This is a genomic window from Vibrio sp. EA2, assembly GCF_033042495.1.
Taxonomy (GTDB): domain Bacteria; phylum Pseudomonadota; class Gammaproteobacteria; order Enterobacterales; family Vibrionaceae; genus Vibrio.
Genome location: NZ_JAWLID010000003.1, coordinates 522167 through 537336 on the forward strand (window position 1 = coordinate 522167; position 15170 = coordinate 537336).

Sequence of the window (15170 nt, forward strand, 5' to 3'; positions counted from 1 at the left end):
GTTTTATACTGTGATCTGTCTATTACTTTGAAACTAAACTCCAGCATCCGCTAGAAACCGGTACCAATTACGCGATATATTTAGAGCTGGAAAATATATAGCGTCCGCTTGTTATTTTCTTTAGAGGCTAGCATTCAGGCTGCGGGGGTGTGCCGCTAGTCCTCTAACTATTCTAAAAATTCTATCAGGAGCAAAACTAATGAAAGGTTTCTTTAGTAAACTTTCGCAATCCATTATGCTGCCCATCGCTTTGCTACCAGCTGCGGGTATCATGTTGGGTATCGGGGGTAGTTTTACTAACCCAACAATGATCGAAGCGTACAATATCGGTGTGCTTCAAGACGGAAGTCTGTTAAACAGCTTCCTACAAGTTATGACTGCCGCTGGCGGTATTGTATTCGCAAACCTTCCTGTAATGTTTGCGCTAGCGATTGCTGTTGGTTTCGCACGTGCTGAGAAAGGTGCTGCTGCACTAGCTGCTCTTATCTCTTACTTGGTTATGAATGTCGCTATCGCTAAAACGCTAGTTGTTGCGAACATGATCAACACTGACGCGAATACCGTTATCCTGATGGGTAGTGAATACGCTGGTGTATTAGCGGATACGCTAGGTATTTCTAATACGCTAAGTATGGGTGTATTCGGTGGTTTGATTGCTGGTGCTATCACAGTTGTTCTTCATAACAAATACCACGATGCAAAACTGCCTGACTACCTAGGTTTCTTCGGTGGTGCTCGTTTTGTTCCTATCATCAGTGCGTTCGCTGCGCTTTTCTACGGTATCGTTCTGACTTTCATCTGGCCATTCTTTGGTGCAGCATTCGGTGCTATCGGTGCGGCACTAGGTGAAATGACAGCATCTGGCCACGGCTACATTGCTTCTTTCATCTTCGGTGTTATTGAACGTTCTCTAATTCCTGTCGGTCTACACCACGTATTCTACTTGCCACTATGGCAGACAGAAATTGGTGCGACAGCAGAGGTTGCTGGTGAAGTGATCAAAGGTACACAAAACGTATTCTTCGCATCTCTAGCGTCTGGTGATTTCTCTCAGTTTACTTCTACTAACTTCATGACTGGTAAATTCCCGTTCATGATGTTTGGTTTGCCAGCAGCTGCATACGCTATGTACTCATTAGCGGATGCGGAAAACAAGAAAGCAGCGGGTGGTCTACTGTTCTCAGTTGCGCTAACTGCATTCCTAACTGGTATCACAGAGCCAATTGAATTTACATTCCTATTCCTATCTCCAGCGCTTTACTACGCGATTCACGTGCCATTGGCTGGTATTTCGTTCATGCTGATGGATATGCTGAATGTTAAAGTTGGTATGACATTTAGTGGTGGTTTCATTGACTTCTCGCTATTTGGTATTCTTCCAGGTGTAACGGGTGTTGAAAACAACTGGTACTTCATCCCTCTAGTTGGTATCGCATACGCATTTGTTTACTTCTTTGTTTTCCGTTGGTTTATCGTTAAGTTCGACGTTAAAACTCCAGGTCGTAAAGGTAGTGCTGTAGCGGTGGTTTCTAAGAAAGATTACCACGCAGCAAAAGGCGGCGCTGGCGACAACCAAAAAGCAAAAGACATGATTGAAGCGCTAGGCGGTGCTGATAACATCGTTGACGTTGATGCTTGTATTACTCGCCTACGTATTACCGTTAAGAATGGTGCTGAAGTAAAAGAAAACGATTACTGGACTCAAGAGCTTGGTGCTCGTGGTCTGGTGAAAGTTGGCGACACTGGTATTCAGGCTATTTACGGTGCTGAAGCAGCTGGTTACAAAGCTCAAATTAACTCACTACTTGGTAAATAATGAGTATTGGTGACAAATTTCGTCGAACAGGCGCCTTCGTTATCGACCTGATGATAGCTAAGATGTTTACTCAGGTCGCTCTGTCTGTTTTTGCTCTTCTCGTGTCTAGTTTATGGGGCGACAAGGTAACGGGCTTATCATTAAATGATGATATTGCTCTGCCGGTTTTGTTGGCAACAGTGGTGATTATGCTGTTGACCTATATCGGCATCTACCTCGGGTACTGTACTGTTTGTTATAAAATGATAAACAAGTCACTAGGTAAGTACCTGCTTCAAGTAGAGAACAGTCGCGGGATTGAACAGCTTGATTTGTCATCGTATTTATCTCGAGAAAGAGAAAAAATTGTTTATTTCCTTGCAACGTTGGGACTTTATGCCGCTTACTCGGCAATACAGTTTTATATGTATGAGAGAGAACCTTTACATGAGGTGCATGCTCAGCAAGCTCAGAAGTAATCAAACTTTCTAATTCAAGCCCGCTATTATTTAGCGGGCTTTTTTACATTCTTAAACTACCAAATTGACTATTCTTCAACTTCCAATCTACTCTTATCGCTCAATTTATTCTCGTAAGAGCCATTTCTCGCCTATGCTTCTGTTAGAATTTTTCATCACTTTATAAATAAGATGATGCTTGGATTCGGTTTTCGTTGTGGTGTTGTAACCACTATGTTTTGTATGTTTATGAAAGTTAATGGTTTTGTAGTTAACAAGAAATGGTCGATCACAAATATGACTTACGCTCATTTACCAGAGAAATTCACCAGTTAATTTGTTGTTTTCGTGATCTGTAAAGAATTATTGTTTTCGAACTTTGAAGGTCATCAATAATATATTTTGAACCATAAAATATACTCGATTTGTGGTTACATCTTAATTGGGTGCTAACATTTAGGCTACGGGGGGTGGCCGTTAGTACCCAAATAATACTTATATACTTATCAGGAGCTTGAACATGTTCAAAAACCTTTTTGCTAACCTGCAAAAAGTCGGTAAATCACTGATGCTTCCAGTATCAGTATTGCCGGTCGCAGGTATTCTTCTGGGTGTTGGTGCTGCCCATCTGAGTTTCATTCCAGAGATTGTTTCTAACCTAATGGAACAGGCTGGTGGTTCTGTATTTGGCCAAATGGCCTTGCTATTTGCTGTCGGTGTTGCGCTAGGCTTCACAAATAACGACGGTGTGGCGGGTCTGGCTGCAATCGTTGGTTACGGCATCATGACCGCGACACTAGGTGTAATGGCTGGTGTCATGGGTGTTGAAAAAATCGATACTGGTGTACTAGGTGGTATTTTAAGTGGTGGACTTGCTGCTTGGGCATTCAACCGTTTCTTCAAAATCCAGTTGCCTGAATACCTTGGTTTCTTTGCAGGTAAACGTGCTGTGCCAATCATCACTGGTTTCGGTGCGATTATTCTAGGTGTTATCCTTTCTGTAATCTGGCCGCCAATCGGTAGTGGTATCAGTGCGTTCTCTCACTGGGCTGCGGATCAAAACCCACAATTGGCATTTGGTATCTACGGTATCGTAGAGCGTTCTCTAATTCCATTTGGCCTACACCACGTTTGGAACGTACCTTTCTTCTTCGAAGCAGGTAAATGTGTAAACGCTGCAGGTCAAGCTCAGAACGGTGTACTAACTTGTTACCTTGTTGCTGATGAAGCGTCTCGTGCAGCGGGTAATGGCTTCGGTCAGCTAGCGGGTGGTTACATGTTCAAAATGTTCGGTCTACCAGCAGCTGCGATTGCTATTGCTCATTGTGCTAAGCCTGAAAACCGAGCGAAAGTTCTGGGTATCATGGCATCAGCTGCATTAACATCATTCCTGACTGGTATCACTGAGCCAATCGAGTTCTCTTTCCTATTCGTTGCTCCGCTACTATACGGAATCCACGCACTACTAGCTGGTTCTGCATACGTTGTTTCGAACACGCTAGGTTTTGTACACGGTACTTCTTTCTCTCATGGCCTTATCGACTTCTTAGTGTTGTCTGGTAATGCTCAAAAGATGGTTCTGATGATTGGTGTCGGTCTGGTTTACGCGGTTATCTACTACGTTGTGTTCCGTGCAGTTATCACTGCTCTTGACCTAAAAACACCGGGCCGTGAAGATGAATCTGAAAGTGCTGCGGCAACGTCTGGTTCAGACATGGGTGGTGAACTAGTCGCTGCATTCGGTGGCAAAGCGAATATCACTGGTTTAGATGCATGTATCACGCGTCTACGTGTCGCGGTTGCTGATACTGCAGCTGTTGACCAAGATAAATTGAAACAGCTAGGTGCAGCAGGTGTTGTTGTTGTGGCTGGTGGTGTTCAGGCTATCTTCGGTACTAAGTCTGATAACTTAAAAACAGAAATGGATGAGTGGATTCGTAACCACGGCTAATCTCAGTTGTCCATGACAGTTCAGACAAGGAGGCTTCGGCCTCCTTTTTCATATTCGTGTGACGTTAAACTCATCTTAACTTTTTTGCGTGTTTCCATACATCCTTCTTACCCATCATTGACATAATAAAATCCTGTCGTGTTTGAATTATGCACGATGTTTTTTTAAGAATTGATAACGTTTATGAAGATGAAATTAATACTGGCAGCGGGACTGATGTCTAGCGCTGCGATGGCGGCTAATGAACCTTCTGATTTAGCGGTTGGTATGGCAGTCGATCAACAACTGAGCGTTGTTGTAGAGGTTGATAATACTTACCGTGGGATTATTGGGAACGACGGTATGGCTTTTGACTACATTGCCAAGCGCGGTACGTTCGATCAAAATGTTCCGGTCACTTGGTATGTCGGAGTTGGTGGCTGGTATGAATGGGACGATGAATTCGGTGTGCGTGTACCACTAGGTGTCAATTGGGATCTATCCCAGGGTTGGGACGTGTACGCTCAGCTTCATCCCGAGCTCGACCTTTACAAAGGTGTAGATTTACAGGTTGGCGGTGCAGTTGGCGTGAAGTACAGCTTCTAATACTAATCACAGTAAGTACGTGGTCAGAAATAGCATATGAAAATGCCGGCTCAGTAGCCGGCATTTTTATTGTTGGTAACAAGGGTTATTGCTTATTCATTGCTCGCTTGATGCAAATGGCTGCACCACCCCAAGTAATTCCTAAGCCAAGAACCATCATGATGATTGCGCTGGTTGTCATTTTGTTGTCTCCTTGCGGTTTACAGCGTTAATTAATAGCCCGAAGATAAATAGCGCAGCAATTAATGCCCAGCCTAATGTCAAATCGTAACCACCGTAGCCGTCAGTAAATAGAGCATAAAGTTTGGTTGCTAAAATGACTCCTAGCATGATTGGTGTGATGAAGCGTAAGCAGATTTCAAACCATTGACCAATAGAGAAATCAGAGCGTTCGTTTACGTAGCCGCGAACTTCTGCAACGCGGTTTAATAGCCATGCCATCAATACGATTTCGATCAAACCACCGACCATGATACCTACGTTGTTTGCAAAGTGATCTACCAGATCAAGCAGTAACAATCCACCGTTGGTTGCGAATGCCATGGATACAACAAAACCAGTACCGATCACAACGTTTGCCGCTTTCTTACGAGTCCAGTTTAATTTGTCGATAATTGCTGAGGTGACGGCTTCCATGATTGAAATATGAGAGCTTAAACCAGCGACAACCAAAGCAAAGAAGAACAGTGGACCAAGAATATAAGGTGCTGGCAATAGGTTAATTGCCGCAGGTAACGTTACAAACGCAAGACCAACACCAGCGGATACCACCTCTGTTAGCGGTTGACCTTGCTCTTGAGCCATGTAGCCCAATACAGAGAAGATCATGATGCCGGAAAGGATAGAGAAACCACAGTTAATCAATACCGTCATAAACGCATTGTTCGTGATGTCTGACTTTTCTGGCAAGTAGCTAGAGTAGGCCAGCATAATGGCAAAGCCGATACTTAGGGTAAAGAAGATCTGGCCATAAGCGGCTGCCCAAACTTTTACATCCCAAATTTTGCTGAAGTCCGGTTCGAACATGTAGTTCACGCCGTCAAGTGCACCTGGTAAGAACACCATACGCCCGATAAGGAACAGCACCATGAAGAACAGAACTGGCATCATGATCTTAGATGCACGTTCGATTCCCGATTTAACGCCACTCGCAATCGCAACATACGTGATTGCCCAAGCGATCACCATAGACAGCGCAATTTTCCATTGGATGCTACCTAGATTTGTTGGTGAATTGTCACCTAACTTCAAGTATTCACTGAAGAAAAATGTATTCGTATCAGCTCCCCAACCTTGGCTGAACGACAAACCAAAGTAAGAAATAGACCAACCAATTACGGCAACATAGTAGACGGCGATGACTGCTGCGACACCCACCTGAAACCAACCAAGCCATTCAAATTTCGAATGAATCTTTGCTAGTGTTTTTGGTGCTGAGCCACGGTATTTTTGACCCATACTGAACTCTAAGATCATGAATGGAATACCAGCAGTGATCATGGCAAAAAGGTAAGGAATAAAAAATGCGCCACCACCATTTTCATAGGCCATATAAGGGAAACGCCAGATGTTACCCAGACCGATAGCAGATCCTACCGCCGCTAAGATGAATCCAGCGCGGGATCCCCATTGTTCTCGCTTCATATTTGACTCCTGTACAACTCCCTAAGGAATGAAGCTCTTTCAGTAAATCAGGGCAATTTTTTAAAAGTTAGGGAAACTGCTATCCGTCAGTTTTTATGACCTAAATTCTAAGTTGTTATTGATTTGCCGTTTTTTATTCTGCTTTACATGAAAGAATATAGAGTTTAACTCTTAAATTGTTGATGTGTGTTTGATAAAACTGAAATATTTATCTGTTTTCACTATTCAGACTAACTTCTAATAATGACAAGCGCAACAGATTCTAAATGTTAATAATAGTATTTTGTCTGGTTATAATCTGGTTAAATTTGCCTTTCATGGATTTTATTTTCACTGAATAAGGTTAAGTTCAAAATAAATCACTACTATATAGCCTAAAGGTTGGTTATAAGGACTATTTTGATTGTTTAGGGGGTATGTCTAGCTTTTGTACACCACCTAGAAGATGTTTCGTCAATGTGTTGCAGTTAAAAGCGAAAACTAATTCCGACATTGGATTGAAATTGGTTCATCCAATCCGTGTCATACTTGATGACGCAGTTGGAACCATCAGACGGTAATGTACAGGCACCCGACGTGTCATTATCAACAACGGTACCCAGCCAACGGAGCTGAGCGGTCAGAGCAAATGCTTTTGTGTACTCATATTCAATCCCCGCAAATGCGCTTGCAGAAAAACCAACCTTTTTATCTGCCCAGTCAACGTCATTATAGGACCCGCCGATCCCCAATCCTGCGTATGTTTGCCAGCCTTGAGCGATAGGGTAGGAGAGACTACTTTGAAACTGCAGGTAATGAATGTCTGCTGAGTTTGACAATTCCTTCAGCTCGGTTGGTTGATAAGAGTAAAAAAGACCCACTTTACCGTTGAGAAAAGGGGTTTCTATCGCCAGAGCATAGTTTGCTGCCGCGTCGATATCGTAAGTATTGGCACTTTCATCTTCTACCTGACCACCCGCGGTATAGCCAATAAATGGCGTAACAGTGATATTTGCTTGGGCGTTAACAGCAATACTCATCAAGATACTTCCAACTAAGTAGCCGAATTTATTCCTCATGACCTATCTCCTTATTATACCTACGCTAATTGTGATGGATGAGTCAAAACTGTGCGAACAAACCAAGCAAATCTTGAACATATTCCACACTGGTGTTATTAATTTGTTACAGTTTATGGAGGTGTCTATGGAACACGATCTCAAATCCGCACTCATCATCGTTGCCGCAGTCTTCGCAGTTATCTTGTCATACGGAATTATTGCGATTACGTCGGCTTAATCTAAGTTTAGCTTTATTTAGAAGGCGTAAGCCGATGATACGTAACAGCGGTATAATTACAGATAGCCATACTGAGCTCGATATCAATGTTTACGAACATTTCAGGCATGGCAAGACTGCCCTTGTGACGCAAGGAGGAGGGCAGAGAGGAATTTTTACCGCTGGAGTGCTTGATGCTTTCTTACTTTCCAATTTTGATCCCTTCGATGAATTCTATGGTACTTCAGCAGGTGCTCTAAACCTTTGCCCTTATTTATGCCGTCAGCATGGGATGGGCAAGGCGTTTATTACCGAATTGACCACCTCGCCTGAGTTTTTTAACCTTTTTCGTTACATTCGTAAGCAGCAATATTTGGGGCTGGAATGGGCGCTGGAAAGAATTCAGGATTTCCCCTACAAACTGGACCTCGATATGGGGCGTAAAGCACTGGGAACGAGAGGTGCTTTCGCGGCGGTTACCAATGTCGAGACGCTTTCCGATCAGTATCTTCCCATGTTGGGCGATGCGTGGTTTCAAACCATGTTAGCAACCTGCGCAATTCCTAAGTTATATCTTGGCCCCGTTGATGTCGGTGGGCATAAGTTTGTCGATGGCGGTGTTTCTGCGTCTATCCCCGTTCAGGAAGCATGGAGGCAGAATGCACGCAATATTATTGTTATCCGAACTGAACCTTATTCTGAAACCGAAGCAAGAGTACAAAGTGAAATCGGGGACACGCCTGTTCAGTGGTATCGAGAGTCAATAAATTCCGTTCAGCAATCTTGGCAACAAAAAGTGAGTCAGTGGAAATCGGATTGGACCTCTTTTTTCCAACAGAAAATTAATACTGCCCATCAATCTAAACTGGCTGGCGAAATGCTGTTAAATGGCGGACGCTGGCTGTTCGGGGCAGATAACTTGTACCGATTAAGCCATCTTATTGGAGAAAACTTTGACTCTGGCTTAGCGGATATGCTGATGATCCATTATCAAACATTTGAGCTTACTCAAGCGTTTCTCTCTACGCCGCCGGATGATACTTTTATTTTGCAGATCGCACCCAGAGAAGCGCTTCGTGCCTCTTCTTTGTTGAGCGATCCCGAAGCGTTAGAGCATGACTATCAATTAGGGTTGCAGGCAGGTTATAACTTCGTTCAGCTTTATGACCAACTGAATATTGATCTCGACTTAGGTGGGCGAGAAAGCGCCTAGTATTTTCACTCGTTTCAGATGAAAGTTAAAAGGGCTCCGATTGGAGCCCTGGATTTTTGTGCTGATATATTATGCAGGCATAATACGCATACAGTTGGTAGAACCAACGACATCCATCACATCACCTTGTGTGATAATGACCAAGTCTCCATCATCTAGAAACCCTTGATCTTTTAAACAGCGAATAGCCGCCTGGGCGGTTGGTAGCCCTGCATCTCCTTTGGAGTGGAAATAGACAGGCGTTACACCTCGATACAACGCGGCGCGATTCAGCGTCGATTCATTTCTAGATAAAGCGAAAATAGGTAACCCCGAGCTTAGGCGAGACATCATTAAAGCGGTTCTGCCAGATTCAGTTAACGATATCATCGCCTTAATGCCTTCCATATGGTTGGCAGAATACATCGTTGCCATAGCAATGGTTTCTTCTGCGGTTTCGAAGGAGCGCTCAAGGCGATAGGTTGAAAGACTGGCTTCAGACATTTTTTCCGCGCCCATACAGACTTCAGCCATCGATTTAACCGTCTCAACCGGGTATTGACCCGCTGCGGTTTCTCCCGACAACATGACCGCATCGGTACCATCTAATACTGCGTTTGCCACGTCCATGACTTCGGCACGGGTGGGCATTGGGCTCGTGATCATTGACTCCATCATCTGGGTTGCCGTGATGACGATACGGTTTAAGCTACGGGCACGACGAATGAGCTTCTTCTGAACACCAATAAGCTCAGGGTCTCCAATTTCTACCCCTAAGTCTCCGCGAGCGACCATGACCACATCAGAGGCCATAATGATATCGTCAATTGATTCACTACTCTCTACTGTTTCGGCGCGCTCAACTTTGGCGACCAATTTCGCTTCCAGGCCTGCATCTCGCGCTAAGCGTCGTGCATAGTGCATATCTTCGCCATTACGTGGGAAAGATATCGCTAAATAATCGACTTTGATTTCTGCGGCAGTAAGAATGTCTGCCTTATCTTTTTCCGTTAAGGCTTCTGCGGATAATCCGCCGCCTTTTTTGTTAATGCCTTTGTTGTTCGATAGAGCACCACCAACCGTGACACGAGTATGTACTTTATTGCCTTCTACGCTGGTGACTTGTAACTGAACGCGGCCATCGTCGAGTAACAGAACATCATTAGGTGCGACGTCTTGTGGTAATTCTTTGTAGTCTAAACCGACCGTTTCTTGGTTGCCTTCACCTTTTGGTAAGTCGCTGTCGAGGGTGAACTTGTCACCCACATTGAGGATAACTTTGCCATCTTTGAATGTAGATACGCGGATTTTTGGACCCTGTAAGTCGCCTAAGATAGCAACCTGTCGTCCTAGTTTTGCGGCAATAGCACGGACTTTGTTGGCACGTTGAATGTGATCTTCGCTGCTACCGTGTGAAAAGTTCAGCCGCACAACGTTAGCGCCAGCTTTGATTATCTCCTCAAGTACATTGTCTTTATCAGTTGAAGGCCCAAGTGTGGTAACGATTTTTGTTCTTCTCAATTTGGATGTCATAGATTCTCCGAAGAATGCTAGTGTGGGACAAGGTAACTCGAATTTAATTAAGTATATGCACAGAATGCTGTGGTTAAGATGAACACGAGCAAAAAGTTACTCATCTTTAAAAATAGACCAGGTGCATATCATCGCTTTGCATTTTCAGGCATCGCCGTTTGGCTGAAGTGGCTTGCTAATTTGGCTAAAAAAATAAGTTACTTTTTACTCAATTTAACAGGTGTAAATTTTCCGTTATTTGATTGAATACACAAACAAACAGGTTTCTGCGTGATGCTTGTCACGGGGATCTATTAATTCACTTCACAATTAGTTCGCAAAGTAAAAAAATTACCTTGTTATAGAATTTTGGAGTGCAGAATGTACATGGCTCAACCGGGCCATATTGATCATATCAAACAGATCAATGCTGGTCGGGTATACAAACTAATTGACTTAAAGGGTCCAATATCTCGAATTGATTTGTCCAAGCAAAGTGAGCTTGCCCCAGCAAGTATCACCAAAATCACTCGAGAATTAATTGCAGCACACTTGATTCATGAAACTACCGTTCAAGAAGCGACCAGTCGTGGTCGTCCCGCTGTCGGTTTGCAGGTTAACAATGAAGGTTGGCAGTTCCTGTCGATGCGTTTAGGTCGTGGCTATTTAACGATCGCGCTACATGAACTTGGCGGCGATGTGTTAATTGATACAAAAATCGAAATTCACGAACTCGATCAAGACGATGTTCTTGAACGCTTACTTTACGAAATTGATGAGTTTTTCCAAACCTACGCTGATCAGTTAGATCGAGTGACTAGTATCGCCATTACGCTTCCTGGTCTTGTGAACTCAGAGCAAGGCATCGTGTTGCAAATGCCTCATTACAACGTAGAAAATTTAGCTCTGGGGCCTGAAATATATAAGGCGACAGGTCTGCCCGTATTTATTGCTAACGATACGCGGGCCTGGGCACTGGCTGAAAAGCTATTTGGCCACTCTCAAGAGAATGAAAACTCTGTTCTGATTTCGATTCACCATGGTTTAGGGGCCGGTATTATTCTCGATGGTCGCGTTTTGCAAGGTCGCCACGGCAATATTGGTGAACTAGGTCATATCCAGATCGATCCTAATGGTAAGCGCTGCCATTGTGGCAATATTGGATGTCTGGAAACCGTGGCAAGCTCGCAGGCTATCCGTGAAGAAGTCGTCAAACGTATTGCTGATGGTGAGGAATCCAGCCTCGCTGAACAAGAAGAGATGACGATCGAGAGCATATGTGAAGCCGCTGCTAACGGTGATCCTCTGGCGGTAGATGTGATCGAAAAACTAGGTGGTTATTTAGGTTCGGCCATTGCGATTGTGATTAACCTGTTTAACCCGGAAAAGATTTTGATTGGTGGTGTTATCAACCAAGCGAAAGAGATTCTTTACCCTGCGATTCGACGTTGTATTGAAGAGCAGAGCTTACCGGTTTATCACCAGGATCTGGAATTGGTAGAGTCACGTTTCTACAAACAAGCGACAATGCCGGGTGCAGCACTGATAAAACAAGCGCTGTATGACGGACAGTTATTGATGAAGGTCGTAGAGGGTTAACCCTGTATTCATTTACATCTGACATATAGAAAGGGATGAAGCGAGAGTTTTCATCCCTTTTTGTTATTTGTCTTTTATTTTTGCCTATTGCGAAAGTCAACTAGTAAAAGTCGCGTGATTTGCTTTGTAACGCTGCTAAGTGATGAGTGCAATCAATCAGTTTGCCAGCAATGACGTGCGTGACTTCTCCCTCTCTCTCTAAAATTCCCTTTACCATCATGACCTTTGAGGTGAGATAAGCTTGCTTCTGAGCTCGGGCGGTGGCGCTCCAAACGACAACATTAATATTCCCAGTATCGTCCTCTAAAGTGATAAAGGTAACCCCCGCGGCGGTACCGGGTGATTGACGTCCGGTCACTAGGCCAACCACGGTCACCAGTGATTTATGTTCTTTCTCGACTAACTCTTGCATGCGGGTAAAACGCGGCAACTTACCCGCTTGCTCCAATAAAGTAATAGGATGGCGATTGAGAGAAAGCCCGGTACTGGCATAATCTTCAATTAGATTTTCATACTCAGAAGGTTGGGGTTGATAGCCGGTAGCAGGTTCTTGCACATCATGAAATAAAGGCAAGTCCGATAGGGAGTCCATGGCCGCCCAACGAGCACTGTAGCGATTGCCCGATAATGTCTGGAACGCATTCGCGGACGCTAACAGTTCGATATCGCGGCGATTTCTCAAGATTTGCTTTACTTCCTGAATGGTGCGATAACCGCTTTTAGGACGATGCTCAATAAGCCGGTTCGCGCTCTCCTCACTAAGTCCTTTCACTAAGCGAAAGCCAAGTTGCACGCCTAGTTGTCCGTTAGGGCGCGGGATAAGATGATGCTGATATCGTGACAGATTGACACAGACAGGCAAGACGTCAATGCTATGGCGGCGAGCATCCTGCACCAATTGGGAAGGGCTGTAAAACCCCATGGGCTGACTGTTCAATAGCGCCGTATAAAATTCAGCAGGGTAGTAGTATTTCAACCAGGACGAACAATAGGCCAGCACCGCAAATGAAGCAGAATGACTCTCCGGGAAGCCGTATTCGCCAAAACCACAAATCTGTTCGAAGATACGTTCAGCAAACGCTAAATCGTAGCCTCGCTCACGCATGCCATCGATAAGCTTAGGTCTGAATTTGGCAAGGTTGCCATTCTTTTTCCAGGCAGCCATTGCCCGGCGTAGTTGATCGGCCTCACCGCCACTAAAACCAGCGGCGACCATGGCGAGTTTGATAACCTGCTCCTGAAATATCGGTACCCCCATGGTTCGTGCTAAGACACTTTTCACTTCTTCTGATGGGTAGCTGACAGGCTCTTCACCGTTTCGTCTTTTGAGAAAGGGATGAACCATATCGCCCTGAATTGGCCCCGGGCGCACAATCGCAATTTGAATCACTAAGTCGTAATAACAGGCCGGTTTTAAGCGAGGAAGCATGCTCATTTGTGCCCTGGATTCGATTTGAAACACACCGACGGTGTCTGCTTTCTGGATCATGTGATAAACGTGCGGATCATCCTGAAGCCGGGTGATCTCAGCAATGGAAAGCGATCGCTGGTGGTGTTTTTCCACCAGTTGAAAGCACTTTCTGATCGCATTCAACATGCCTAATGCGAGTACATCGACCTTGAGCAGTTTTAAGCTTTCTAAATCGTCTTTGTCCCACTGAATAATGGTGCGATCTTCCATCGCGGCGTTCTCTATCGGAACTAACTCGTATAGCGGTCCGGACGAAATCACGAAGCCACCGACATGTTGAGACAGATGACGAGGAAAGCCGATGATCTCGTTCACCAATTGAATAAACTGCTGTCCCTTAAGCGACTCTGGGTGTAATCCGAGCTCAATAATCTGCGCCTGCCAGCCTTGGCTACGATCGCGGCGATTCACGTTCTTGATGAAAAAATCCAGCTGGGTTTCTTCTATCCCTAGTGCTTTACCGACTTCTCTGACGGCGCTTTTGAAGCGATAGCTGATGACGGTCGCAGCCAGTGCAGCACGTTCACGACCGTATTTTTTATAGATGTATTGAATGACTTCTTCTCGGCGTTCATGCTCAAAGTCGACGTCAATATCAGGCGGCTCATCTCGCTCTTTACTGATAAAACGTTCGAACAGCACCGCGATTTGCCTTGGGTCTACTGAGGTGATTTCCAGACAATAGCAGACCACTGAGTTTGCCGCAGAGCCACGCCCCTGATAGAGAATGCCTTGTTTTTTGGCAAACATCACCATGTCGTGAATGGTTAAAAAGTAGTAGTGGTACTTCAGATCTTTTATCAACGCGAGTTCATTCTCGATGGTTTGTTGAATGTCCTTTGGTACACCTTCAGGAAAACGTTTTTTCTTGCCGTTTTCGACTAACGTACGCAGGTAAGAGTCTGGCGTATAACCGTCGGGGATGAGCTCGGCTGGGTATTCATACCTCAACTCGTCCAGTTTAAATTCACACAAATTAGCGATGTGTTTGCTCTGCGCGAGCCACTCGGGTTTGTAGACGCGGGAAAGTTTATTGAGTGGTCGTAAAGCACGTTCAGCATTGGAAAGCCGTTCAAAACCGAGCTGATCAACGCTGCAACCGTGTTTCACTGCGGTGAGCACATGTTGTAAGGGCAGGCGTTCGACCGAATGCATGAGCACACCGCCACATGCGGTAATCGGTAATTGCAGCTCATGGGCGAGCTTTTCACAATGGTTGGTATAGGCTGCATCATCACCACCAAGGTGACGCTGGATAGCAACCCACAAGCGGTTGCTATGGTGCTGGTTTAGCCAGCGTCCCCAGTAAAAATCGCTGTTTTGGTGAGTCGGTAACCACAGAACAAAGCAATATTTAATCGACATCAAATCCCATTCGGAAAGTTGATAGCGGCCTTTTTCGCTGCGCCGTCTTGCGTTAGTAATGATGCGGCATAGCTCTGCATAAGCTTTACGGCATGGGCATAATAAGACCACTTGGCATTCATCATTGAGCCAAAACATGCTGCCAACGATTTGTTTGATATCGAGCTTATGTTGCTGGATCGTGGTGTGTGCTTTTACAACACCTGCGACGGAACATTCATCGGTGATCGCAATGGCCTGATAACGGAAAAAAGCAGCTTGCAGCACCAGTTCTTCTGCATGAGAAGCCCCGGTAAGAAAAGAGAAATTGGACTGGCAAAACAGTTCTGCGTAACTCATAA

12 protein-coding genes are annotated in these 15170 nt (G+C 44.8%); 7 read left to right on the forward strand and 5 right to left on the reverse strand.

Going from position 1 to position 15170, the window contains the following annotated elements; translation table 11 throughout:
- Nucleotides 1-199 precede the first annotated feature (199 nt).
- The 4 genes from RXX31_RS10380 to RXX31_RS10395 all read left to right on the forward strand — a co-directional run bounded on the left by RXX31_RS10380 (nt 200) and on the right by RXX31_RS10395 (nt 4789).
- Nucleotides 200-1816, forward strand: coding sequence for a PTS transporter subunit EIIC (locus RXX31_RS10380; protein ID WP_317589187.1), 1617 nt, complete (start codon nt 200-202; stop codon nt 1814-1816).
- Nucleotides 1816-2274, forward strand: coding sequence for a hypothetical protein (locus RXX31_RS10385; RefSeq protein WP_317589189.1), 459 nt, complete (start codon nt 1816-1818; stop codon nt 2272-2274). The genes RXX31_RS10380 and RXX31_RS10385 overlap by 1 nt, the downstream gene beginning before the upstream one ends.
- 499 nt (nt 2275-2773) lie before the next feature.
- Nucleotides 2774-4204 carry a PTS glucose transporter subunit IIBC gene (ptsG, locus tag RXX31_RS10390; protein ID WP_317589190.1) on the forward strand — a complete coding sequence of 477 codons (1431 nt, stop codon included), beginning with the start codon at nt 2774-2776 and terminating at the stop codon, nt 4202-4204.
- 183 nt (nt 4205-4387) lie between these two features.
- The gene (locus tag RXX31_RS10395) at nt 4388-4789 is read left to right on the forward strand and encodes a hypothetical protein (protein WP_317589191.1); all 402 of its coding nucleotides are present in this window, start codon (nt 4388-4390) and stop codon (nt 4787-4789) included.
- Between the two features lie 85 nt (nt 4790-4874).
- Here the strand turns inward: RXX31_RS10395 and RXX31_RS10400 are convergent, their stop codons facing one another.
- The 3 genes from RXX31_RS10400 to RXX31_RS10410 all read right to left on the reverse strand — a co-directional run bounded on the left by RXX31_RS10400 (nt 4875) and on the right by RXX31_RS10410 (nt 7491).
- Entirely contained in the window at nt 4875-4970 is a 96-nt protein-coding gene (locus RXX31_RS10400) for a MetS family NSS transporter small subunit (RefSeq protein WP_264905316.1), read from the reverse strand.
- A complete protein-coding gene (locus RXX31_RS10405) occupies nt 4967-6433 on the reverse strand; it encodes a sodium-dependent transporter (protein WP_317589193.1) in 1467 nt (488 codons plus the stop codon). The genes RXX31_RS10400 and RXX31_RS10405 overlap by 4 nt, the downstream gene beginning before the upstream one ends.
- 467 nt (nt 6434-6900) lie before the next feature.
- Complete coding sequence (locus tag RXX31_RS10410) at nt 6901-7491, reverse strand: porin family protein (protein WP_317589194.1); 591 nt, start codon at nt 7489-7491, stop codon at nt 6901-6903.
- 127 nt (nt 7492-7618) lie between these two features.
- Between RXX31_RS10410 and RXX31_RS10415 the strand changes: the two genes are divergently transcribed.
- Both RXX31_RS10415 and RXX31_RS10420 read left to right on the forward strand, forming a co-directional pair.
- The gene (locus tag RXX31_RS10415) at nt 7619-7711 is read left to right on the forward strand and encodes a YnhF family membrane protein (RefSeq protein ID WP_317589195.1); all 93 of its coding nucleotides are present in this window, start codon (nt 7619-7621) and stop codon (nt 7709-7711) included.
- A gap of 34 nt (nt 7712-7745) precedes the next feature.
- Complete coding sequence (locus RXX31_RS10420) at nt 7746-8903, forward strand: patatin family protein (protein WP_317589197.1); 1158 nt, start codon at nt 7746-7748, stop codon at nt 8901-8903.
- A gap of 69 nt (nt 8904-8972) precedes the next feature.
- Here the strand turns inward: RXX31_RS10420 and pyk are convergent, their stop codons facing one another.
- On the reverse strand, nt 8973-10415 hold the full coding sequence (gene pyk, locus RXX31_RS10425; RefSeq protein WP_317589199.1) for a pyruvate kinase: 1443 nt from the start codon (nt 10413-10415) through the stop codon (nt 8973-8975).
- Between the two features lie 360 nt (nt 10416-10775).
- Between pyk and RXX31_RS10430 the strand changes: the two genes are divergently transcribed.
- A complete protein-coding gene (locus RXX31_RS10430) occupies nt 10776-11993 on the forward strand; it encodes an ROK family protein (RefSeq protein ID WP_317589200.1) in 1218 nt (405 codons plus the stop codon).
- A 100-nt stretch (nt 11994-12093) separates the two neighbouring features.
- Here the strand turns inward: RXX31_RS10430 and RXX31_RS10435 are convergent, their stop codons facing one another.
- Entirely contained in the window at nt 12094-15168 is a 3075-nt protein-coding gene (locus RXX31_RS10435; RefSeq protein ID WP_317589202.1) for an error-prone DNA polymerase, read from the reverse strand.
- Between the last annotated feature and the right edge of the window lie 2 nt (nt 15169-15170).